Genomic DNA, 22471 nt, shown 5'->3' on the forward strand with positions numbered 1-22471 from the left:
ATGATCAACCGATTTCGTATCGACGGCAGCATCGATCTCATGGGTCCTGAAGTGGATCGTGCGGGTCGCGGTGGTCAGATCGCAACGAGAGACAAGCTACACCGGCTTCGCTACAACCCCACGCAAGCTGGATTTCACGAATACCTTGGCACCCCCTCTGACATTACAGTGAGTCAGGGCGGCACGCGACTGACCGTAAACGATCGGCCCTGCGCTCTTTGGCATGGCGATGGTCGATTTGACTATATTCGCTGGGAAAATATTGGAGCCGACCCCTATGGAAACGATGGCGGCGATAGCGACGTCGACGGAATCGACGAGGAGAACCTCGAGGGAAAGCAGAACACTGAAGTCAAAAGCGAATTCAACTTTTGGGCCGAGTATAAGCTAATGGATACAGAGGATTGGGTCCATGATCTTGCGGTTTTCCGCTGTTCCACGAGATTCAGTTACGTGCGGGATCCTATACATTGCATAAGGCAGTTCAATAAGGTTTACAGCCCGCACATCGGAAATATCACCGATATGTCGAATCACAAACCAGATGGCGTGCATCCAGATCATCGATACGACCTAGCGAACCAAGTTAGTATCTTTGCTATGCGCTTCGACCGTGACCGATCGCCGTTTACCCATACCCGCTGGATCAACGAAAATGGTGACTGGATGGTGAGACATCGTACCGGGGGATTTGAATGGCGCGTAAATATTGAGAACAACGAAGATGTACGTAGCCGCTCCACAGTGCCTTGGGACGGCGGGGATCGCGATACCTCCAGTCCCCACAACTTTGATGGCAAGCGACTTATCGTTTTGGCGCAGAGTGCATTGATCGGTGGGCCTCTGAAAGCTCTTGGAATTTACACTCCTGATTCAGGCAAAAACAAACTCAACGTAATCGGCCGGGATCGCGGTACTGGCAAGCTGCTCTACAGGGACCGCCGCGTTTACGGAATGGACCTCGCGGACGAGACGAGAACGGCTAGCCTCGAAAAGGCGGGCGTGAATATTGCGTCCTTGGGCGTGATGAATCCTGGTCAGCTTATCGCTCTAAACGCTTACGAATCGGTGCGTCACGAGACGTATCTTTTGGTAGGGAATCCCAAGCAGATTCGAGAAGTTGTAGAGCAGAATCTAGAGGGCCTTTGAGCCTTGTATTCCTAGCGGGCCCCATGGGGCTAGTGATCGGATTCAATTTCGGTTTAACGTCGCCTCAGGCAAGAGGCGGCGTTTTTTCGTTTTGCCGGTATGCCTCCTCAATCTTTGGGCTGTTTAAGCAAATCGGTGAGGATGTCGCATTCCGGAAATGCATGTGCATTTGGTGTATGCAGTTCGTGAAGCTTGAAAACTTGTCGGCTAGGATGTGCAGTTCTTTCTCACCCCTACGCCTCAGTAAGTCCGCTGGTAAGTCCCTTGATGGGCGGCGGAGTTCGTGCGGGCGTATTTTTCAGATTTCCCAGTTTCAACCCCGCTTATCTCATACAATACACATGACAGATGACTCTTCGGAGCAGCAACGTTGGTTTAGGGAGCAGCTTGAGCCCCACGAGAGCAAGTTGCGAGCTTGGCTCCGGAGCCGTTTCCCATCCGAGCTCGACGTGGACGACATTATTCAGGAGTCATATCTAAAGGTGCTGCGGGCGAAGGAGGGAGTCGTTATGGAAAACCCGAAAGCCTTTTGGTTCGCGACTGCCAGGAACCTGGCCTTGGACCATGTGCGCCATCCGAGGCTTGCGAGGACAGAACACATGGACCGAGAGGAGTATCTGGAATTTGAGGACAATAGCTTGAGCGTTCCGGAGACAGTGTCGCGCAACCAAGAGCTGGAGATTCTTACTCGGGCGGTGCAATCCTTGCCAAAGCGATGCCGTCAAGTTGTCACTCTGGCTAAGATCTATGGATTGTCGCAGAGGGAGGTGGCTCGTAAGCTCGGTATTTCTGAGAACACTGTCTCGAACCAACTGACGATTGGTGTGCGGAAGTGCGTGGACTTCGCGGTCGTCTACCGCGGAGGGAAAGGTTGTATTTGATGAATGAGAAAGACTCCGACTCAGAGGATTTAGACCGGATATCGGACGTGGCTGCGTCTTGGGTCGCGAAAGAGCAGAAAGGATTCTCGGCCGAGGAGCAGGATGCGTTTTTCCAGTGGCTGGCGGAGGATCGCAGGCATGGCGAACGCTACGCCCACTACAAGAAGGGTTGGAAAGCTTTTGATCTATTGTCAGAGTGGCGACCTGAGCACAGCTCGGATCCGAATCCGGATCTTCTCGATTCTGTATCCCCGCGTCGGTGGTGGATTCCGCTGTCTGCCGGTGCGGTGGCCGTGGCTGCGGCGTTGGCGTTGTTCATCTTGGTTTCCACTTATAACTCGCCTGCTAAGGGGCCTGCGAGGGGGGTGGAAGAGCTCCACATTGTGGCTCAGGATTACGTTCATCAGGTTTTGAGCGATGGCAGTGAAATTGACATGCGTGAAGGGGCGGCAGTGTCTATCGAGTTCGGTGACGCTGCCCGTTTTGTGCGATTATTGGAGGGGGAAGTGCATTTCACCGTCTCCAAGGATCCTGACTGGCCTTTTATCGTTGGAGTAGGAGATAGGGAGGTGAGGGCAATTGGTACCGCATTCAACTTGAAGATCGATAGCGGGCAACTCGAGGTGCTCGTCACGGAAGGCAAGATTAGCTTGGAGAACGTGGCGGTGGAACCAGAATCGTTGCCATTCGTATCAGCACCTGAAAAGGGTGTGGTTGAGGATGCTCCGAGAAAAGGGGCGAAAGGCAGTGTGTTGGCCTACATGAGCTACGGCCAAAAATCTACCGTATCACTCAAGTCTGACCGCGATGAGAAGCCCATTCTGCAAAACCTCGAAGCAGTCGAGATAGCTTCCATCTTAGACTGGAAGCATGAGCTTTGGAAATTCGATGGGGTTCCGCTCGCGGAGATCGTGGCGCGCTTCAACCAGCGCAACGAAACCAAGCTGCATCTGGCGGATGGTTCGCTTGCGCATTTGCCGATCGTCGCGTCGATCCGCTCCAACGAAGTCGAAAGCCTCGTGCGGTTGCTTGACCTTTCGTTGAACATTGAAGTGGAGCGCAAAAGTAACGGTTCGATATGGCTACGGGAAAAATGACTACATTTTCTCAAAAGACCAGTCGTTCGAAGAATCTGTGTGCTGTCGTGTTTGTTGAAGTTGTATCTAAAAGGTCGATAGCTGAAGGCGCTTCGAAAAACTGAAAAAAGATGGTTCAATTTTTTAGTGATGACCTGTGAGTCAGTGGTTTAGGATCTAATATTAAAAAGTAGAAAAAATTATTGGTGTAAAGTGCCGCGAGTCCCGTCTTGGAGCGAGACAAGTATGCGCTGATGACCATATCTCGTATTTTTGGAAAAGTATTTCTCACCCCGCTTACCCCGCGTTCTGAAGAGAGTTTTAGGCGGCGCATCGCTTTGGGCGTTGGCGCTATTCCTCGGTATTGCTCCGACTCTAGGGGCGGAAGATATGAGGTATTTCAATGTGCCTGCGGGGTGGGCGGTCGACACGCTCAAGGAGGTTTCGGAACAGGGGGAGTCTCAGTTTCTGTACATAGAGAGAATGTTGGAAAGGGTGCGTACCAAGAAGGTGCATGGGCACTATTCACTGCGAGAAGTTCTGGATCGGATGTTGGAGGACACCCAAATAGAGGCCGTCCGGGATAGTGTAACGGGGGCGTACTACATACGCAAAAGGACAGCGGAGATCTTAGCTAATGAAGGTTCTCCGAAGGGGAGGGAAGGAGGGATGAACACAATACAAACTAAAGATATGATGACTTTAAAAACCAAACTAAGAAAACTAGGAAAATACATATTACCCCCCTTTGTCGCAGCCTCCTCGTTGGTTGCTCAGGATAATGAAGACTCAGATGTATTTGAACTTTCGCCGTTCACCGTGGATGCAGGTGACGAGGCGGGATACCGAGCGACCTCCACCCTTGCTGGTTCTCGCCTGAACATGAGGTTGAAGGATGTAGGGTCCGCGATCTCGGTCATGACGAAGGAGCTCATGAATGATGTGGGAGCGACGGATGCCGGTACGCTATTATCCTACGGACTGAACACCGAAGTTGCATCGGGAGATCAAGGTAACTTTTCCAATTCCATCAGGTCAAACGGCTCCTACTCCTCCCAGGAGACAAGGCGTAACCCACAGAGCGGTCAAAGAATTCGAGGATTGGCTGAAGCGACGTTGACCCGCGACTATTTCCTCACGGACATACCATTTGACGGATACAACACGGAATCGGTTACGATAAGCAGGGGCCCTAATTCCCTGTTGTTCGGGATCGGCAGTCCAGGAGGTGTTATCAACAATGCCATCAAAAGCGCTTCCATCGGAAGCGATTTTGGAGAATTAGGCATTCGTTTGGGCGAGCGAGGCAGCTATCGTACCACGATCGACTATAACAAGACTCTGTTGGAGGACCGACTCGCAGTGAGAGTTTCGCTTCTGGAAGGAGATACTCAATTCCAGCAAAGACCCGCTTACGAAGAGGTATCTCGCCGATTTGTCGCATTGAATGCGACGCTAGCGAAAAACGAGGGTGTCGCTTGGCTTGGCGCGATCAACCTCCGTGCCAGCGTGGAAGACGGCCTGATCATGGGAACCCCTCCTGACAACATTCCCATGTTGGATGGTGTCTCAAGTTGGTTCGGGCTTCCGGATAACTTGGATGACATCTTGGAGATGACAGGGGCTGCTCCTCGACCTTATGTGGCGAATTATCAGCCGAAATGGACGGTGCAGAATCACACGGGCGCGGTGACGTCCCAACCAGGTCCGAGCACTGGAGGCTTTTGGGAGCAGTATCCAGTTGTCTACAATAGCGTGAATGCGACGGAGCCAGGCGTTGGCTTTCCCGATGCCCCGGAAGTAGACGGCGTGCTCGCTCGTGTGCAGTGGGGGCTTTCCGATGGCGATCCGGGCTATGGTCGTTCCGACAACTACTACACATGGAGCTACTATGGTGGCGCTACGACTCCAGGGTTCCAAAGCCCGAATATCATAAATCCCAATATCTACGACAACCGTCGTACGCTCATCGCGGGAAATAGTCAGTGGGTTAGGCAAGAGTTCGATGTCGTGAACGTCCGCTTGGAGCAGGCTTTTCTCGAAAACAAGGCTGGTATCGAAATTGCCTACAATGCGGAAAACTATTCGAAGAACGAGCACGTGCCATTCTACAACCGTCCTTTGATCGCGGATGTAATGGAGACTCTCAGCAATGGTAAGCCAAATCCGAACGTCGGCCGCCCACTCATCATGGACTTGGGAAGTGATGACCGCAATGTGGATCACACCGCTCGACGGGCCTATCAAGCGACCGCCTTCTATAAGCTCGAACTCGAAGGAGACGGTATCAAGCGCTTCCTCGGGAATCATACCTTTACGGGGTTTGTCGGATCGCAGGAGATCGATCTCACCCGCCGCGAATTTCGCAACGTCTTGTTGGACCTGAGCGACGAAACTAACATCGAGTCGGATCTTAAGGATAAGATTGATAGCTGGCGCCGTAGAAATCCGATTGTGGTATATGTGGGGCCTTCTATGTTGGACCCTAGTATCCAATCGCTCGACGATGTTAAGCTGGATGGCTACTGGAAGGGAGCAATTCCTGAGCCTGGCGATATTTTGACGCAGCAATACCAAACTTGGGTTCCGACCTGGAAGGGCGATGAATTCACTGATGACCTCTTTCTGCAAGCGGACTACCGAGTGGGTGAGTTCTTGAGGGAGGGCGCTCGCTCTCGACGCGAAATCGACTCCGAAGTCTTCAGCGTGCAAAGTGACTGGCTCGCTGGTCATGTCATTAGCGTTCTGGGCTGGAGAACGGATGAGATGACCGACACAACCCGGGTTCGCAGGGAGGACTACAACCTGATCAATCCGCAGACGAACAACTATCATTTCCAAGACGGCGTGATGGATGAGGGGTCATTGATCCTCAGTCAGAATCCTGACGATATTTCGACGCAATCTGGGGATACCTTCACTGCGAGCATTGTGGCTCACGTTCCTAAAGAGTGGCTCAAGCTACCTTACAGTTCGCAGCTGAGTCTCCACTACAACGAGTCGGAAAACTTCTCCGCTTCCGGTGTTCGCCGAAACGTTTTAGGGGAAATTATACCATCTCCTACCGGTACGACTGAAGAGTATGGATTTTCGGTTAGCGCCTTGGAGGATAGGCTGTCTGTAAAGTTCAACTGGTTCGAGACATCTAACAAGTATTCAGATGGACCGAGTACCGACACCCCCGGTTGGATCCAGCATAGTATGGACCGCTGGAGAGATGCTGAAACGCAGGGAATGAGTTTCGCGGATGCGATGGCGATGAATACTCAACTCACGGGAATCGACGTGAGCGACCAGTTCAGCGGATACCAGGACGTCTACGACGAAGCTCTAAGCATGCTTCCTTTGAAAATAAGAAACCGTTTCCAGGGTTGGAACGAGAATGGAGCAGGCAAGTATGGCGTTTGGACGCCCAATCCTGGGCAAAGTTCGTCGCAAGACTTCGTGTCGAAGGGCTTCGAGGTCGATGTTGCTGGGCAGCTGACGGACAACTGGACAATGGCCTTCAACTTGGCGAAGCAAGAAACGGTGATTTCGAATGTGGCCCCGGTTGGGGCGGCAGCGATCTTGTCGATTGCTGACAACTTGGCGGCGTCTCCGCTGGGGTCGATGATCGACTCGCCGAATTTGGCGGAAGACATGACTTGGACCGAACGTTGGACCTCCAATCGCGTGAACTCGATTCTCGCAGCCTTGGCGAGCGAAGGTAAAGTTTCGCCAGAGCAGCGTAAGTGGCGTGCGAACCTTGTGACCAACTACAGCTTCAGCGATGGTTTCCTCAAGGACTTCCAGGTTGGCGGCGCTCTCAGATGGCAGGACCGCATTGCCACGGGGTACAGGATCGCAGTCGAGGATGGTCGCGTTACGCCACTTCTCGATCAGCCATTTTACGGGGACGACGAGTTGAATGGCGATGTATGGGTGAAGTATGGCAAGCCAATCTTCAAAGACCGGATTGACTGGCATGTGCAGATTAACGTTCGCAACTTCTACAGGAGCAATTCGGACTTCATTCCGATGATCACGAACCCGGATGGGCGTGATGTGGTGTTCCGCAACCCGAACCCAACGGAAATGTTCCTGACGAACACCTTTCGCTTTTAGTAGTTGTAAACTGATTACGTCGACAGTGTAGGGCTGCTTCCTTTGCCTGTAAACTGTTTGGGTCCCGTCCCTCTCCGTGAGAGGGATGGGATTATTTTTTTTTAGCGGTAATAGCTCGAGGGAGGCTGTTAGTGGAGGAGATTGTTTAAGGGGGACTGTTTCTGTGCTCATGTTCTCATTGGTTGCGTGGACGGCAGCCAGTCGCGTCAGGCTCGCGAGCGAAGGCTTCCTGACAGTCAACTAGGGGGTCTATCGCTTTCCTGATGGGCGCTCAGTGTACTTTGCGAACGAATGCCACTGGAGGAGGGCTTTCGTCGATTCAAGATGGAAGACTCCTCGGGAAACCGCTTCGACCAACTGCCCCTTATTCGCCAAATTTAACATCCATGAAAACTCATTTCATCCTACTTTTGATTGGTGCTATTGTAGCCTGCTGCGCTTCCGCCCACGCGGTGCAAGATAACGATTCACTAGATCCTACCGCCTTGCGCTGCGAGTACCTCGAGGAGCCGGTGGGGGTAGACTCTCGATTGCCGCGATTCTCTTGGAGAGTCGAATCTCACCGTCGCGGAGCGTCTCAGAGCGCTTGGCAGGTTCGGGTTGCTCGCTCGAGCGAAGCATTGCGTCGCGGAAAGGCTGAGCTTTGGGATAGCGGCCGCACCGCGGGAAACGATACCAACCAAATCGAATACCAGGGAATGGCGCTGAAGTCTGGCATGGAGTGTTTTTGGCAGGTTCGGGTTTGGGATGAAAAGGGCAATGTTTCAAAGTGGAGCGAGCCTGCCCGTTGGGCGATGGGGTTGTTGAACGAACAGGATTGGAAAGCTCAGTGGATTTCCTGCGAAGATGATGCCTCCTATCACAAGGACCGATCGAAACTGCACCTGCCAGCTCCCCGCCACTATCGGAAAGACTTTACCACTAAGAGAGAGGTCAAGCGGGCAGTCGTTTATGCTTCGGCTCTTGGTGTATACGATTTGTATCTGAATGGCGAACGCGTGGGTGACGCGTATTTGCAGCCGGGCTGGTCGGACTACAAGAAGCGAGCCTACTACCGCACGCACGAGGTGACCGAATGGGTGCGATCCAAGGGGAAAAATGCCATTGGAGCCGTTGTGGCTGATGGATGGTATTCTGGATACGTGGGCTACGGGCTTCTAGTCGGATACGGTCCCGACAAGGTGGGGCGCTATTTCTATGGGAAAACTCCAGCGTTTCTAGCGCAATTGGAAATCGAATACACAGATGGTTCGCGAGAGCTCGTCGTGACAGACGAGTCTTGGCGAGTCACGGATGGGGGGCCGACACGAGAATCGGACATCATTATGGGCGAAGCCTATGATGCGCGCATGGAGTTGGGAGAGTGGGCGTTGCCGGGCTACAAGGCCAAGGATTGGGAGCGTGCGGTCTTGGCGTCGAGAAATCCGCGCATCGACACGGTGTATACGGATCGAGCAGGACGTAAGCCAGTGAATCTTGGTTTCGAAAAACCCCCGGTGATGCAGTCTTACATGGCACCGCCAATCGTGGCGACTGAGGAGCTCCCTGCTAGATCCGTTTCCGAGCCGGAGAAGGGCGTTTTTGTATTCGATCTCGGACAGAACTTTGCGGGAATCGTGCGCCTGAAGGTGAAGGGGGAGCGCGGAACCAGAATCCGTTTGCGCTTCGGCGAAATGCTCAAGGAGAACGGGATGGTCATGACTGAGAATTTGAGGCGTGCCCGAGTCACGGATTTCTACACGCTAAAGGGAGATCCCGAAGGTGAAGTGTGGTCTCCTCGCTTCACGTATCACGGATTCCAATACGTTGAGCTCACAGGACTGGACGTCAAACCTGAGCTCGATGCGATCACAGGCATTGTCTTGCACAACGATACTCCATTGACCGGCGAATTTGAGTGCAGCGATCCCGTGCTGACCCAGTTCGGGAAAAATGCCCAATGGACCCAGCGGGCTAATTTCTTGGAGGTTCCGACCGATTGTCCGCAGCGCGACGAGCGGCTGGGCTGGATGGGCGACGCTCAGGCCTATATTCGGACCGCGAGCTACAATGCGGATGTGGCGTCCTTTTTTACCAAATGGATCGACGATGTGGAGGAGTCGCAGTTGAGCTTCGGAGCGTATCCAGACTACGCTCCGTACCCGATGGCCCACGGTGGAAGCGGTAAGTCCTTTGGCTCGGGATGGACGGACGCGGGGATCATCTGCCCGTGGACGATATGGAAAGTCTATGGCGATACGCGCATGCTGGAGGAACATTGGGACTCCATGACGCGATTCATGGAGTGGCGCTACGCCTCCACTGCGGTGAACGGTCTCGGAACCAGCCTTGGCAATCCTTGGGGTGATTGGCTCAATGTAGGCGAGAAGACGCCAATCGAGTTCATCGACACCTGCTACCATGCGATGGTGCTGGATATGATGGAGGAGATGTCGCTGGCCCTTGGTCGCCGTTTGGAGGCCGAGACCTATCGTGAGCGCGGCGAGAAGGTGGCGAAGGCGTTTGAAGCTGCTTACCTTAACGAGGATGGAACGTTGAAAGTGGATACGCAAACTGCTTACGTGCTGGGCTTGTCGGTAGGCCTGATTCTGGAGGACCTTCGTTCCGAGGCGGCAATGCACCTTGCGGGGAAAATCGAAAAGAACGGTTTCCGAATGGCGACCGGATTCTTAGGAACCCGCTCCCTGCTGCCTGCATTGAGCGAGCATGGGCAGCATGAGTTGGCGACTCGTCTCTTTCAAAGCCGGGAGTATCCGAGCTGGGGATACGAGGTGGTAAACGGAGCTACTTCCGTTTGGGAGCGCTGGGACAGCTACACCAAGGAATTTGGCTTTAACGGAGCCAATGGGAAACAAAACGCCGGGATGAACAGTTTCAGCCACTATGCCTTCGGCGCGGTGATGGAATGGGCCTATCGGACGTTGGCGGGCATCGATACCATCGGACCTGGCTACCGTCATGTCTTGATCCATCCCCGTATTCCCGGCTCGGAGAGCAACCCCGACAACGAGGTTGTCGACTGGGTCAAGGCTCGCTACGATTCGATCAATGGGCCGATTCGAAGCGATTGGAAGGTGGAAGACGGCATGCTCAGGATGAACGTAGAAATTCCGGCGAATACGAAAGCCACGATCGTCCTTCCTTCGAAGGACGTGTCCCAAATAAAGGAAGGGGGGGCTCTGGTTCGCTTAGGTGAGCACTTTCACTCTATCGATTCCGAAGGCGACGTAACGCGCTTGCTCGTGGGAGCCGGAACGTACGTGTTCGAATTGCCTTTTACGCGCTAGTGAAAGTTCGTAACGACAGGGATTTCGGGTTTCTGTGATTCGCATCGATGAAGCTACTTTGTACATACTTGCTGATTTTCAGTGTTTGTTCCGTTGCCAAGGCGGATGAGGGTCTTGTCTATCCTCTGAAGGGCGGCACGCCGCCTTACACAGAGTTTCTCGACAAGGGATTTCCTTTCAAGGAGCTAACAATCGCTATTGGGGGACGGGGCGAGCCGGATCGTGAGATAGTGCCGCGGGCCCTTATCGTCCCCTTGGCGGAGGACGTCTACGTCGCTTACGATACGGAACTGATGCGGGTGGCGGCTATTTGGAAAGGGGCATTCAGCGAGCCTCTTGGCGTGTCCTTCGCTTCTTATGCCCTTCCGCTAAATAAAATAGAGGGAGGCTTCCGCAGGCTTCCGAGTCCAGCCGGGAAGATTGTCTCTCGCAGCGGAGTTTACCCAGGGTGGCAACGCTCTGGCGATGTCAGGTTGTTCGACTTCAGAGAGGCTTACATAGACGAGCGTGAACCTGGCCGGGGGCCGATGGATCCGGAGCTTGCGTCGTGGAAGGGGGTTCGGGTCACGGACGATGGCGCTTTGCTGAGCTACCTTTTGTTTGGGGCGAACGCGTTTGAGCGTTTTCAGGTCTTGGATTTGGATGGCGATATTGTCGTTGAACGACGGATACGTGTAGAGAATTTGGACTCGAAGGCGACTTTGCTGCTTCCCGGTCCAGGGGACGATGTCCGAAGTATCGATATCGGCCCAACTTCGGAGACTAGCTGCGAGTGGGTGGTACGTTATTCATTGGATGGCGATGTTTCTATTGAGGAGGTGAAAACGGATAAAGGGTTCAGCACCGCTAAGGAGCAGCTTTGGCCGGAGAAGGCTGTGACAAGCTTTTCTTTCGGAAAGGAAAATCGAGGGTACGTATTCGACCTCTTGGACTTGCCGTATCCGAATCCCTGGAAACGTCGTATTCGCCCGGTGGATATAAAGTTTAGGAAGGATGGCAGCGCGGTTTTGCTCACTTTTGACGGCGACCTTTATCGACTGACGGGATTTGAATCAGCGGATTCCAGAATCGTATGGCAGAGAATTGGGGCCGGCTTTAACGAACCTCAGACGCTCGCTCTAAGAGGAGACGATATTTTCGTGTATTCAAGAGGTGGGGTCAGTAGGCTGTGGGACTTGGACGGAGACCATGAGATCGATCGTTACGAGATGTTCTGCAATCGCTTCGTGCAGAGTCCGGATACGAGAGACTTTCCGAGTAGCATTGTAGCGATGCGGGACGGTTCATTTTTAATTTCGAAGTGCGGACAGCAAGTTGCGTCAAGAAACCCGCACAGCGGCCGGGTTCTTAAGATCTCAGCGGATGGAGAGAAGGTCTCGGTCTATGCAAGCGGCTTAAGGAACGCGTTTCTTGCTTACGATCCGTCTCGGGATTTGGTGACGGCCAGCGATCAGCAGGGCGAATGGATTCCCTCTACGCCATTGTTGGAAATCGAGGAAGGCTTGTTCTACGGGTATGAGAAGTCACCGGCAGCAACGGAGATGCCGGTCTCGCCTCCGTTGCTTTGGTTTCCGCATCGCGTGGCTCCCTCGGGAGTTGGGCAGGTGCACGGCTTCGACGAACGCTCTATCTCGTTCCGAAATAGTGTCCTGTACCTGGAGTACCATCGGCCGTCGATCCACAGAGTAAGTTTTGCGGAAGGAAACCTACGTAAAGCAAGCGCCTCGCAGTTGCCTCTGAGTTTAGAGATCCCCTTGCTCAATGGTTCGGTGAACCCGACTGATGGCATGGCATACGTGGCAGGTTTCCAGATCTGGGATTCCTCTGCTCCGCGTTTGGAGGGGATTGGCAGGATCCGGGAAGTCGAGGGGGGAATTCGCTCTCTCGAATCGATGGAGCCGGTAGCGAATGGCGTCGTTCTCAGCTATCGCACCCCGGTGGAACCGAAGGTTGCCTTGGATCCGAATCGCTACCAGGTGAGCGCTTGGGATTACCGTCGCACGGCCCAGTATGGTTCCGCCCAATACAACCAGAAGGGAGAACCGGGAATCGACAGCTTGTATGTCCATTCCGTGCATTTGTCTCAGGATCGGTGCCGGGTGTATCTCGCGATTGAGGCGATGCGTCCGGCGATGCAGGTGGAGGTTATGGTCGAATCCGACGGGAAGTGGCTGCCTACCTACTTGACTGTTGATGGCAGTAACAACACGCCCCTTGAAGCCTTGGGCTTTGGGATGCTCGATCCAGAGCGTTTGTTCAAGCTGGAACCAGCGCCGCGAGCGGAGGCGGGCAAGCGAGCGGTCGTTTCCGCAGCGCGGGGCCAGGAGATCTATTCGAATTTCGGCTGTATTGGTTGTCACTCCACCGATGGTTCGACGGAAGGACGGAGCGGACCTAGCTTTTTGGATTTGTACAACAGTCGTCGACATTTGACCGATGGAAGCGTTGTGAAGGCGACAAGATCTTATTTGAAAGAGTCGATTCTTGCGCCCTCCGAAAAGAAGGCGAAGGGCTACGATGATGGCGATGTCGGCATGCCCTCCTATGCGGGAATACTTAAGGAGGATGAGATCGAATCGATTTTGTTGTTCTTGGAGTCGCTCTAATAGGTCGAATCGTCGACGCTAGGGAGTTACGACGTCCCAGATTTTTTCTAGACTGTCTTCGCCGGCCGGGCCTCGGACGCTTAGGCGCACCACCCATTGCCCGGGCCGCGTGTAGTGGTGGATTGGGGACGGCTCGTTGGAGCTGTTCCCATCGCCAAAATCCCAATGCCAGCTCTGGATCTCTCCGTGGGAGCGATCTTCGAATTTGAAAGATCGGCGGTCCGTACCGATGTTCGTAACGCTCCAATTAGCTTGGATTGCGGGCTGTAGTTCTGGCTCGATTGGCATGAGCTTGAAAAGGCAGAGGGAGGAAGCATCGCGTACCATCTCCGTGTCATGAGCCAGGTTCATGAACGCTTCGAAGGTGTTGCCTTCGTCGTCGTACTCTAGAATGCACCAGGAGAGTCCGATCAAGCCGTTCTCTCGAAAATCGGATTCGGTCGAGTAGGCGGGGCCTCGCAGGTCTGCGTGGTCGAAAGCGGTGATGTAAAATTCAAGCTGATAGCGTCCGCCTTCTCCGTGCTGGAAGGAGTAGGATTGTGCTGCGTTGGCGTGTGGAAAATCCTTAATCCAAGGAGCGTTGCCCCAAACCATTGCCCATTCCTTGCGTAAGGAAGGCGTGAATACGTGATAATTTTGAGCGTGCTCTCCATGGCCCATGAAGTGGAGGTCGCTTTTCTTAAAAGCGTCTTTATGGGGGTGGACAGTGTTGATGAAAGAGCCGCCCGAGAGGTTGCCATCGACGACGACCTCGAAAATGTCGTTTTTCAGGCCTGAGCGGGCGAAGTCCCAATCGTCGTCGCTTGCGTCATAGTAAAAGTAGAGGCGATTGAGTCCCTCGACCCAAGCGACTTTTACCGATAGGTCGAAATCGGCTGGATCGAGGTCTATACCGCGACCGCGTTCCGTATCCATTAGCTGGTCGAGTCCGATCGCGTATCGCTCCGGGACGAGATTCCAGTCTGCGAAGGAACCGTCGATACGTGGGATTTGGTCTTTCGGAAACTGGAAGACCTCGAATTGTTGATCCGGGCGGCTGGCGGCCTGAGTCGAGTGAGCGCAGCCGCAGCCTAGCAAAACGGCGAGGGCAAGGCGGGTGCTCGAGTCGCTCATTTGAATCAGTGGCTGGCGTCTGGCAGTTTTTGTTTCAGCCCTTGCACGACCGGAGCGGAGACGAGCCAAAGGAGCATTCCGATGGTCATACTGGTCTTCACGTTTTCCAGGGACAAGGAGTCTATGGCGAAAAGGATGGAGGGGATTAGGGTTAGGGCTAGGCCCAGGAGGGATACGAGTCGAAAGGCAGTGATCATGAGGGCCGAGGTTAGGCGGTTTTGGTTTGTTTTGAGAAGGCCAGGTAAAGCAGCCCGGTGATGAGCCAGCAAGGAAGCACGAAGTTGACTGCGGTGTAGCCCCGGTAGACGATCAGGTAGAAGGAAGGGGCGACAGGAATGAGCCAGGCGAGCAATACGGCGAGGTTGAACGAGCTTTCGGGTACCAGTGATTGGAAGGTGGTGGCGTCGCGTTTGCGGAAGTACCAGTCGAATAAGATGACGCCGCCCATGGGGGCTAGGATGGTGCCGTAGAGTCCGACAAATCCGAGCAGTTGCCAGGCGAAAGCTGGAAAAGCGCCCGCTGCAGTAGCGATCAAGCCTGCGGCGAAGGTAGTCCAAAATCTGGATACATTAGGAAATACGGTTTGGACCATCGCTTGAAAGGCGAGTCCGGCCCGGTAGATGGTTGGATTTGCGGTGGTCCATCCGGCCACGATGACGCAGACGATGCCGGCCAATCCGGCTACGTTGCTGGCCATGGGGCCGGGGACAGGGTTTGCGTCCTGGTTGAGTTTTATTTGGGCGGCGAGCATGAAGGCGGCAGCGACCCAAGCCATGTAGTGGCCGACATACATGCCGGCGGTGGTGGCCCAGCCGGACGATGCCTTTCTCGCGAAACGAAAGACGGAAAGGTCAGCCATGCCGACGTGCATTGCCGCATTGCAGAACCAAGCGAAGATGAAAACGCTCCAGAATCCCATGGTAGATTGGTTTTCTCCTTCTTGGGCGAATAGGATCGATTCGCTCCAGATAGAATTGAGCTCCTCCCAGCTTCCCGCTCCGAGCTGTTTGAAGGCTACGATTCCGCACGCTAGAAATACTAGCACCATCCAAGGGGAGGCAATGTTGGCGAACTTTGCGACAGTGTCGTATCCAAGCGAGGCGACGAGCGCGATGACGAGACCAACGGCGATGACGATGATGACGAACAAGGCGCTGTTGGGAAAGAGGTCGCTGGTGGTCGGCATCGGCATGTCGAAGGGAATCCCGACGGCAGTTGCCGACACGGTGATCATGGCCCCGGCGAGGAAGCAAAAGAGGAGTCCGTTCGCCAGGTTGTAGACGAGCACGAGCCATTTCCCGGCGATTTTCTCGAGGTGCTGGTAAAGGGTGAAGCGGGCTTTAATGGCAATGGGAGCGCAGACGTAGCGCCAGCTCAGCACAGCCATGAGATTGCCGAAAAGGAGGCCGAAAAAAATGTTCTGTAGCGATACGCCTGCGAGCAGGAAGAGCGGTCCGATCATGAATTCGGTTCCCGCGGCATGCTCTCCAGCATACATGCCCCAGAACTTGCCGGGGCCTTTAAGCGCGCGTTGGGGGACGGGCTCGCGTTCGTATTCGTCGCTTGCGGGTCTATTTTTTGGGGGTGCGATGGCGGTTGCTTCCATGAGGGGCTGGATTGATATTTATTGTGTGGCGGTTCGCAGGAGCGAAGGCGATTGGACTAAAGACCAAGGAAGGGATCTAACGACAAACTCGCCCTAACGAGACTGTCAGGTAAATCGAGGAAGGGGAGGCTTATCCCTTGATGGAGCCTTTGGTAATCCCGTTTACGTAATACTTCATGCCAAAGGCGAACACGATGATGAGCGGAATTGAGCCGATGATATAGCTAGCGAATTCGGGGCCGTGTTCCTGGGCGTGTTCGGAACTGTATTGAGTTACACGGAGAGTGAAGGTTTGCAAGTTGGGGGCGTCGATGGTGATGAGTGGCCACATATAGTCGTTGTAGATTCCGACGAAGCTCAGGATGCTCACGGTTGCAATCACGGGGAGGCAGAGAGGGAGGGCTATGCTGCGGTAAATTTGCAGCTCGCTCGCTCCATCGATCCGAGCGGAGTCGAAAAGGGATTGGGGCAAGTTCTCGATATAGGTGCGGCAGAGGATTATCCCTAGGACTTGACCTCCTGCTATGTAGTGTACCAGCAGCACCCAGGGTGTATTGAGAAACCCATGACCACCTTGCCCAAGCCAATCGTTTCCGCCCACGAATGGGAATTGCTTGTACCACAGGAACATAGGTATCAGCGTTAAGATTCCGGGTACCATCATAAGGGCGAGTATGAGCAGGTAGATGAGTTCTTTCCCGGGGAACTGAATACGGGCGAAAACGTATCCGCTAAGACTGGACAGGAACGCTAGTAGGATGACGCTAACGCTAGCGGTAATGGCGCTGTTGAAAATCGAGTGCTGAATAAAACCGAGTGCTTGGGCGAAGAAGTCCCAGCGGATTTCCTCGGGCGGCGCCCAAAAGTCGTGGATCACCTCGTCCGAGCTTTTGACGGAAAGCAGGATTGTCATCAGGAAGGGCGCTATGGTTATCATGGCCATAGCGGAAAGGACAATGGCCGTTGCAGGTGAAATCCCCTTTTCCCTTGATGCTTTCATGAGTATCCCTCCGACTTTTTCAGGAATTTCAAGTTCAAGAGGGTGACGCAAAGAATAAAAAGGAACAGGACTGTTCCTATGGCTGCACCGTATCCGAAGTTTCCGTACAGGAAGGCCTCTTTGTACATTGAGTAGGCAGGGACGTGAGTGGAGAGCCCGGGGCCGCCTCCTGTCATCAACAAGATTGCTTGGATTTCTTGGATGGAGCCGATCACGGCTAGGATAATTAAGAGTCGTGTTTCGCTTCTGACCAGGGGAATGTCTATATTTCGGATTCGGGCGAGGGTGCTGTCCGATTCCAAGGCATAGGCATCCTTTATGTCGTCTGAAATATTCATCAAGGAGGCTAGGTAGATGAGTAGTCCGATCGCTCCGACCCATGGGAATCCCATGAAGATGATTGAGGCGAGCGCGAGCGAGTGTTCTCCTAGCCAGCTGCTGGCAAAAGTTTCTGCTCCGATGGCGACGAGCGTTTGGTTAATCAAGCCGCTGGTAGGATTGTAGAGGTTTTTCCAGATGAGCACGATGACGATGGCGGGAACGAGCGTGGGAAAGAGCAAGATCCCGCGGAAAATACGCTGAACCCTCGTGTTGGAAACGCATAGTAGCAGCTGGGCAGCAAAAAAGGGGAACACGGTTGCTTTGATCACGCTCGCGATCAGGAGTATTAGCATGTTCAGCAAGCCAAAAAGGAATTGGTCGTCCTGTAGCACTCGTGAAAAGTTTTTTAGTCCTATGAAGTTGGGATATCGCCAGCTGGACCAATCTGTAAGTGAAAAGTAGATACTGGAGATCGCCGGCCAGTAGTTGAATACGAGAAGGAGCAGGATTGTTGGGGTGAGGAGCATAAAGCCGATTGTGGCCTTGGGGCGATGTTCGGATTTTGCCTTAAGTATGTTGGCAAGCGCGAATACGCAGTAGGCGGATAGGAGTATCGCAATCGCTAGCAGTCCATTGTCGAAGGGGTTCCATGCGTCGGTTTTCCGTTCCCTGACGGGTAAGAAGTCGCGAGTGGTGGGGTCGAGGTCGTATTGATAGTTCGCCCGCAGACGCAGTACTGCTTCTTTCATGGAACGATCGTAAGCTTCGAGGAAACGATCAAGGTCGGTGCGTCCTCCCAAGTAGTCCTGGAGGTGAACGACGAAGTCGCCCACGCTTTTTTGTTCGTCGAAGAGTCCGCGAAACTCCAGTTTTACAACGCCGTTTCCGCCGAAGGCTTGGTACTGTTCTTCGAGGCCAGGGAGCATCGTTACTCCTTTGATCGTGAGAGGTCCGCTTAGATTGTATCCGTTTTCTAAAGTCAGATCGTGAAGGAGTTGCCCGGACTCGGGAGTCGCGATGAACATTAGAAAGTCCATTACCCGTCTTTCGTGTTCAGGGTCTGGCTTCTTCGTTACCGAGAGTAGGGTGCCGCCATTGAAGAACCCGCGAATGGGCCCGCTTACCAGAGGGTCGTCTTGAATGGGGGGTAGCCACATGACTCCGGTTTTGAACCGGCGGTCCGGGGCCGAGTTTTTTTGGTACTGGTCGTGGGTGAAAATGAATTGGCTACCCGCTAGCATCATTGCTGCTTCCTGTCTCATGAAGGCGTTCTGAGCGGATGCGATGTCAGATCCGATGTACCCTTTCTGAAAGAATTGGGAGAGCTCTTGCAGTCTCAGGTAAATGCGGCGGAATGCTTCTGATCTAAAATCGATTTTACCGCTTTCTATCCCGTTGATCACTCTCTCGGCGTTGAGGGGAATTTGTCGGTCGAAGAAGGGATTGGCGGGGTCATAGGTAAAATCTGAATGAGCGATGGGATCGAAGTCCCAGTCCCCAGGCTGCGCTGCGAGTAGTGGAATCTTGTCCCGGAGGTAGGCGTCGTTCAAGGCCCTCACCAGCCATCCGATGTTTCCTGCCCAGATGGAGCTGAAATCGCCCGGCATCGAAAAGGGAGTGTATCCTGCTGCCTTGATGGCGCGGCAGGTATCCAGCAGTTCATTCCAGCTTTGCGGTTCGCGTAACTCCAGCTCTTCGAATATGTCCTTGTTGTAGTAGATCCCTACGGAGATGAGGTCCAAAGGGAGCATGTAGAGCTCGCCGCCGTAGTTATCGAATTCATACACGTTCAGCTCGCGAAAGGAATCGATGAACTTTTTCCCGGTGTAGGGATTGGTTTGCTCGAGGTAGGGAGTGAGGGCTACCCATTTTCCGAGGGCGTCGTAGCCCTTGGTCATGTTCCCATTGTAGATGTCCGGCATCAGCTCGAGGCCGGCGGCCTCGCGCGTGCGGACGTACGTTGCGAGCTGGTTGCCGGTGGTGAAGGTTAGTTCGATCTCAACGTTCGGATGGAGCGCCTCGTATCGTCGGGCTATCTCCTCGAACGCGGCTTTGTAGTTTGTACGGTCCGTGGCGAAGCGGATGGTCTCTTTTTTAGCGGGCAGAAGTGAGGCGCTTCGCCCTGCTAGCGTAGCGGGCAGCCAGCAGGCAAGCATCGTGAAGACGAGAACTACTCTTGATAGGGATAGCTGGAGTATGGAAACCATCGGGGTGCATTTTCTCAAGAACAGGGCCGAAGGTGGGGAGCCTCGATTGTATTTTCGAGGACAGTTTTGTCTTTATGCGTCCGCTATCAACTGGAAGGGAATTCGTATTTGGTCAGCAGTTCTTGTTTTGGGGTCCACAGCTCGATGGACTCGAATCGTACGCGGCCATTGCCCGGGGAGAGGTGCAGCGAGAGCTTCGAGAGAGCGGTCTCCACCGGAAGGTCTATCTCGCAATGCTGCCTGAGGCAGGGCGAGCTCAGTTCGATGGGCTGGAGCCTGACGCGCTCTTGCCCGTCGGTGAAGGAGACGGCGATGGAGATTTCTTCCGTAGTCTCGCAGGAGAAGCGCAGTATTCCCGGCTCGAAGAGGGAAGGGGTCACTCTGGTAGTGACGCTAGGATCCTCTCCGTTGTAGTCGACTTGCATACCGCCCTTTTGGGACTGGACTTTGGCGCTTTCACTGCCGATCCAAACTCCGGCGACGTTGCCTTTGTAGTCAGCGTTGGGGTGGGGCAGCAAGCATTGGCTGGCTTGTAGGTTTTGTTCGATTAAAGCGTCCAGCTCTTCCACGATGTCGTTACGTTGGCCGGACAAATCGTTTTGCTCCCCGATGTCCTCCGCGAGATTGTAGAGCTCGTAGCGATGCTTTTGGTCGCTTGTGTCGTGGTAGAATCGATACAGTTTCCAAGAACCTTTCCGGACGGAAGTGTTGGGGAGGTTCATAGTCGCGGGCACGAAGTGGGGGAAATGGGAGAAGAGCGGCCCTCGGTCGTGGGGTTGCGACCGCAAGGCGGGAACGAAGCTAACTCCGTCCAAGTGAGCTTCGGGCGCTGGCGCTTGCCCGAGCATTTCGAGAAATGTGGGATAGAAGTCGGTGGTAGAAACGACGGAATCGTTGACTGTAGGCCTTTCTGCTACGCCAGGCCAATGCACGATTAGCGGGATACGCACCCCGCCTTCGTAGTTGTTGCCTTTGCCCGAGCGCAGCGGGAAATTGCTGGTGGGGTAGGTGCCTTCGACCACGTCGTACATATTGCCTCCGTTGTCCGAGGTGAAGACGACTATGGTGTCCTCTTGCAGTCCGAGCCGTTCCAGGGCGTCCAGCACTTTGCCTACGTTTTGGTCGAGAATGTCGACCATTGCTCCCATGTTGGGGTTTCGTTGGCGTTCTGCGTCGTCCACTCTTTTCTCGTATTTGGCTTTGAGATCCGGCTTGGATTGAAAGGGGGCGTGAACGTCGTAGAGCCAGAGGCAGAGGAAGAACGGGTCGGAGCGCTTGTCCTCGATAAATTTGACTGCTTGGTCTCCGAGCACGTCGGTGATATGGGTCCCTTCTTCGACCTCGGGCAGGGTGTCGCAATCCCAGGGGGCGAAAAAGTTGCCTGGGGTAGGTGGCCCGGAATGGTGGCGCCCGCCGACTACGGTATCGAAGCCGAAATTTTCCGGAATATGGGGAGCGTGCCCAAGGTGCCACTTGCCCATAAGGGCATTGTGGTAGCCGGCCTTTTTGAGGTCTGCTCCGATGGTGCGGTAGTCGAGGCTGAGACGGTTGATGGGGGTGGGAGCGGCAGCGCGCTGGTCGGCCGGGGCGGTCTTGTGCTCTCGTCCTTCCAGAATCTCTGGAATCTCGTGCCCAGTGGGCATCGTGAAGTGCAGGCGTCCTGGATTGCGACCCGTAAGAATGCTGGCTCGGGTCGGAGAGCAGAGCGGACTGGCCGAGTAGGCGTCGGTGAACTTCATGCCCTTGGCGGCGATACGGTTGATGTTGGGCGTCTGGTAGAAAGTGCTGCCGTAAGGTTCGGTGTCCATCCAGCCGAGGTCGTCCGCGAGGATGAAGACCAGGTTTTTGGGGGTAGGGGCTTGCTTCATAGAGTACGAATGCCTCGAGGCACCGCAGAATTATTAATCGTAAGGTTGGCTCAATATTAGGCTCAGCTTCATGTCGGCGGCGACCTAAGGAGAGCTTGACTGTCAGGTCGCCTTGGGCTGGAGCTGGATCGCTACAATTTTCTAGGCTTTTCTAGGCTTTTTGATACCCCCGAACGATGCCCTCCAAAGTTACGATCAGAGATATTGCTAAAGTTTGCGGCGTGTCGCGAACAACGGTCTCCGCCGCTCTACGCAACGCCGCAGGCGTTTCGAAAGCTCAACGCGATAAGATCCAAGCGGCAGCCAAGGAGATGGGGTATGTGAGGGACATGAAGGTGGCCCAGGTCATGTCACACATCGCCAAGTCGGGAACGGATGGACATCTCAGGCGCATCGCCATGGTCAGCGCGCCGGAGGTCAACGGACCTCCGCCGTGGAAGGCGAACGGGCTCATGAATCGCTTCTACAATGGAGTGAAGTCCCAAGCCGAGAGCTTGGGTTGCGGCTTCGAAGCGTTTTGGATGGCGGAGCCGGGCATGTCGAGCCGGCGTCTAGCGGAAATCATCTACTCGAGAGGCATCGATGGTATCGTGCTGATGCTCGATTATGGCAAGGATCCTACGCGTATCGACTTCGACTTCAGTCAGTTCGCGGTATCGGTCATCGGCAAGTCGCTGGAGTGGCCGCATCTGTATTCGGCTGAGGGCGACTTGCACCAGGGAATGTTGATGGCTATGGATCAAGCTAGGAATTATGGATACAAACGCCCCGGGTTGATGCTGCGTGAATCCTCCTCAAAGCGCGCAGAGCACAGTTGGGAGGCGGCCTACTACCTTGCCCAAAGCCGCTTGGATCTCGCGGAGCGGATTCCAGTTTGCAAGTTTGGTTTCGAGGACACGGACGCAATTCGTGTCTGGTTCGATGAATACAAGCCAGATGTTATCATCGGCCATGAACCGCCTGGGTTGAAGTTGTTGAACAAATACAATATCAGTGTTCCGGATGACGTCGCATTCATCGCTTTGGAAATGCACGATCCAAACTCGGAGGTGGCAGGTGTGGATATCAAGCCGGAGGGGATCGCGGCGGCCGCTGTTGACCTGCTCTCGGAGCAATTCCGGAAAAACCAGCAAGGACTGCCGGATAACCCGGAAACAGTCATCGTCAAATGCGAATGGCATGACGGCAAGACCCTGCCGTTTATCGGTAGGGATTGAGAGTCACTGCCGGGGTGAGTCGCTAAGGCAGAGCTC

The 22471-nt window shown here is 54.2% G+C and carries 13 protein-coding genes; 7 read left to right on the plus strand and 6 right to left on the minus strand.

Features of this window, described 5'->3' with window-relative positions:
• The 6 genes from IEN85_RS19085 to IEN85_RS19110 all read left to right on the plus strand — a co-directional run bounded on the left by IEN85_RS19085 (position 1) and on the right by IEN85_RS19110 (position 13103).
• Positions 1 to 1149 (plus strand): hypothetical protein, encoded by a 1149-nt coding sequence (locus tag IEN85_RS19085; protein ID WP_191618701.1) that lies wholly within the window; start codon positions 1 to 3, stop codon positions 1147 to 1149.
• Between the two features lie 341 nt (positions 1150 to 1490).
• Complete coding sequence (locus tag IEN85_RS19090) at positions 1491 to 2030, plus strand: RNA polymerase sigma factor (RefSeq protein WP_191618702.1); 540 nt, start codon at positions 1491 to 1493, stop codon at positions 2028 to 2030.
• Complete coding sequence (locus tag IEN85_RS19095) at positions 2030 to 3127, plus strand: FecR family protein (RefSeq protein ID WP_191618703.1); 1098 nt, start codon at positions 2030 to 2032, stop codon at positions 3125 to 3127. The genes IEN85_RS19090 and IEN85_RS19095 overlap by 1 nt, the downstream gene beginning before the upstream one ends.
• Before the next feature lie 672 nt (positions 3128 to 3799).
• On the plus strand, positions 3800 to 7210 hold the full coding sequence (locus IEN85_RS19100; protein WP_191618704.1) for a TonB-dependent receptor plug domain-containing protein: 3411 nt from the start codon (positions 3800 to 3802) through the stop codon (positions 7208 to 7210).
• Between the two features lie 386 nt (positions 7211 to 7596).
• On the plus strand, positions 7597 to 10497 hold the full coding sequence (locus tag IEN85_RS19105) for a glycoside hydrolase family 78 protein (protein WP_191618705.1): 2901 nt from the start codon (positions 7597 to 7599) through the stop codon (positions 10495 to 10497).
• A 47-nt stretch (positions 10498 to 10544) separates the two neighbouring features.
• Positions 10545 to 13103 carry a DUF6797 domain-containing protein gene (locus IEN85_RS19110; protein WP_191618706.1) on the plus strand — a complete coding sequence of 853 codons (2559 nt, stop codon included), beginning with the start codon at positions 10545 to 10547 and terminating at the stop codon, positions 13101 to 13103.
• 18 nt (positions 13104 to 13121) lie between these two features.
• On the opposite strand, the gene IEN85_RS19115 is transcribed toward IEN85_RS19110, so the two are convergent.
• The 6 genes from IEN85_RS19115 to IEN85_RS19140 form a co-directional block, all read right to left on the minus strand.
• Complete coding sequence (locus IEN85_RS19115) at positions 13122 to 14216, minus strand: PKD domain-containing protein (RefSeq protein WP_191618707.1); 1095 nt, start codon at positions 14214 to 14216, stop codon at positions 13122 to 13124.
• Positions 14217 to 14221: 5 nt separating this feature from the next.
• Positions 14222 to 14413, minus strand: coding sequence for a hypothetical protein (locus tag IEN85_RS19120; protein WP_191618708.1), 192 nt, complete (start codon positions 14411 to 14413; stop codon positions 14222 to 14224).
• Between the two features lie 11 nt (positions 14414 to 14424).
• Positions 14425 to 15822 carry a purine-cytosine permease family protein gene (locus tag IEN85_RS19125; protein WP_191618709.1) on the minus strand — a complete coding sequence of 466 codons (1398 nt, stop codon included), beginning with the start codon at positions 15820 to 15822 and terminating at the stop codon, positions 14425 to 14427.
• Positions 15823 to 15952: 130 nt separating this feature from the next.
• A complete protein-coding gene (locus IEN85_RS19130; protein ID WP_191618710.1) occupies positions 15953 to 16759 on the minus strand; it encodes a carbohydrate ABC transporter permease in 807 nt (268 codons plus the stop codon).
• 59 nt (positions 16760 to 16818) lie between these two features.
• Positions 16819 to 19350, minus strand: coding sequence for an extracellular solute-binding protein (locus IEN85_RS19135; RefSeq protein WP_191618711.1), 2532 nt, complete (start codon positions 19348 to 19350; stop codon positions 16819 to 16821).
• A gap of 86 nt (positions 19351 to 19436) precedes the next feature.
• Positions 19437 to 21218, minus strand: a complete 1782-nt coding sequence (locus IEN85_RS19140) for a sulfatase (protein ID WP_191618712.1) — start codon at positions 21216 to 21218, stop codon at positions 19437 to 19439.
• A gap of 176 nt (positions 21219 to 21394) precedes the next feature.
• Between IEN85_RS19140 and IEN85_RS19145 the strand changes: the two genes are divergently transcribed.
• Positions 21395 to 22435 carry a LacI family DNA-binding transcriptional regulator gene (locus IEN85_RS19145; protein WP_191618713.1) on the plus strand — a complete coding sequence of 347 codons (1041 nt, stop codon included), beginning with the start codon at positions 21395 to 21397 and terminating at the stop codon, positions 22433 to 22435.
• Positions 22436 to 22471: the final 36 nt, after the last annotated feature.

It is taken from the genome of Pelagicoccus enzymogenes (genome assembly GCF_014803405.1).
GTDB classification, from domain to species: Bacteria; Verrucomicrobiota; Verrucomicrobiia; order Opitutales; family Opitutaceae; genus Pelagicoccus; species Pelagicoccus enzymogenes.

What these genes read in the sequence shown, in the direction of transcription:
- IEN85_RS19125 (WP_191618709.1), bottom strand. Translation starts at nt 15,822, where the DNA reads ATGGAAGCAACCGCCATCGCACCCCCAAAAAATAGACCCGCAAGCGAC.
- IEN85_RS19095 (WP_191618703.1), top strand. Translation starts at nt 2,030, where the DNA reads ATGAATGAGAAAGACTCCGACTCAGAGGATTTAGACCGGATATCGGAC.
- IEN85_RS19085 (WP_191618701.1), top strand. Translation starts at nt 1, where the DNA reads ATGATCAACCGATTTCGTATCGACGGCAGCATCGATCTCATGGGTCCT.
- IEN85_RS19135 (WP_191618711.1), bottom strand. Translation starts at nt 19,350, where the DNA reads ATGGTTTCCATACTCCAGCTATCCCTATCAAGAGTAGTTCTCGTCTTC.
- IEN85_RS19100 (WP_191618704.1), top strand. Translation starts at nt 3,800, where the DNA reads ATGATGACTTTAAAAACCAAACTAAGAAAACTAGGAAAATACATATTA.
- IEN85_RS19140 (WP_191618712.1), bottom strand. Translation starts at nt 21,218, where the DNA reads ATGAAGCAAGCCCCTACCCCCAAAAACCTGGTCTTCATCCTCGCGGAC.
- IEN85_RS19110 (WP_191618706.1), top strand. Translation starts at nt 10,545, where the DNA reads ATGAAGCTACTTTGTACATACTTGCTGATTTTCAGTGTTTGTTCCGTT.
- IEN85_RS19130 (WP_191618710.1), bottom strand. Translation starts at nt 16,759, where the DNA reads ATGATAACCATAGCGCCCTTCCTGATGACAATCCTGCTTTCCGTCAAA.
- IEN85_RS19090 (WP_191618702.1), top strand. Translation starts at nt 1,491, where the DNA reads ATGACAGATGACTCTTCGGAGCAGCAACGTTGGTTTAGGGAGCAGCTT.
- IEN85_RS19120 (WP_191618708.1), bottom strand. Translation starts at nt 14,413, where the DNA reads ATGATCACTGCCTTTCGACTCGTATCCCTCCTGGGCCTAGCCCTAACC.
- IEN85_RS19105 (WP_191618705.1), top strand. Translation starts at nt 7,597, where the DNA reads ATGAAAACTCATTTCATCCTACTTTTGATTGGTGCTATTGTAGCCTGC.
- IEN85_RS19115 (WP_191618707.1), bottom strand. Translation starts at nt 14,216, where the DNA reads ATGAGCGACTCGAGCACCCGCCTTGCCCTCGCCGTTTTGCTAGGCTGC.
- IEN85_RS19145 (WP_191618713.1), top strand. Translation starts at nt 21,395, where the DNA reads ATGCCCTCCAAAGTTACGATCAGAGATATTGCTAAAGTTTGCGGCGTG.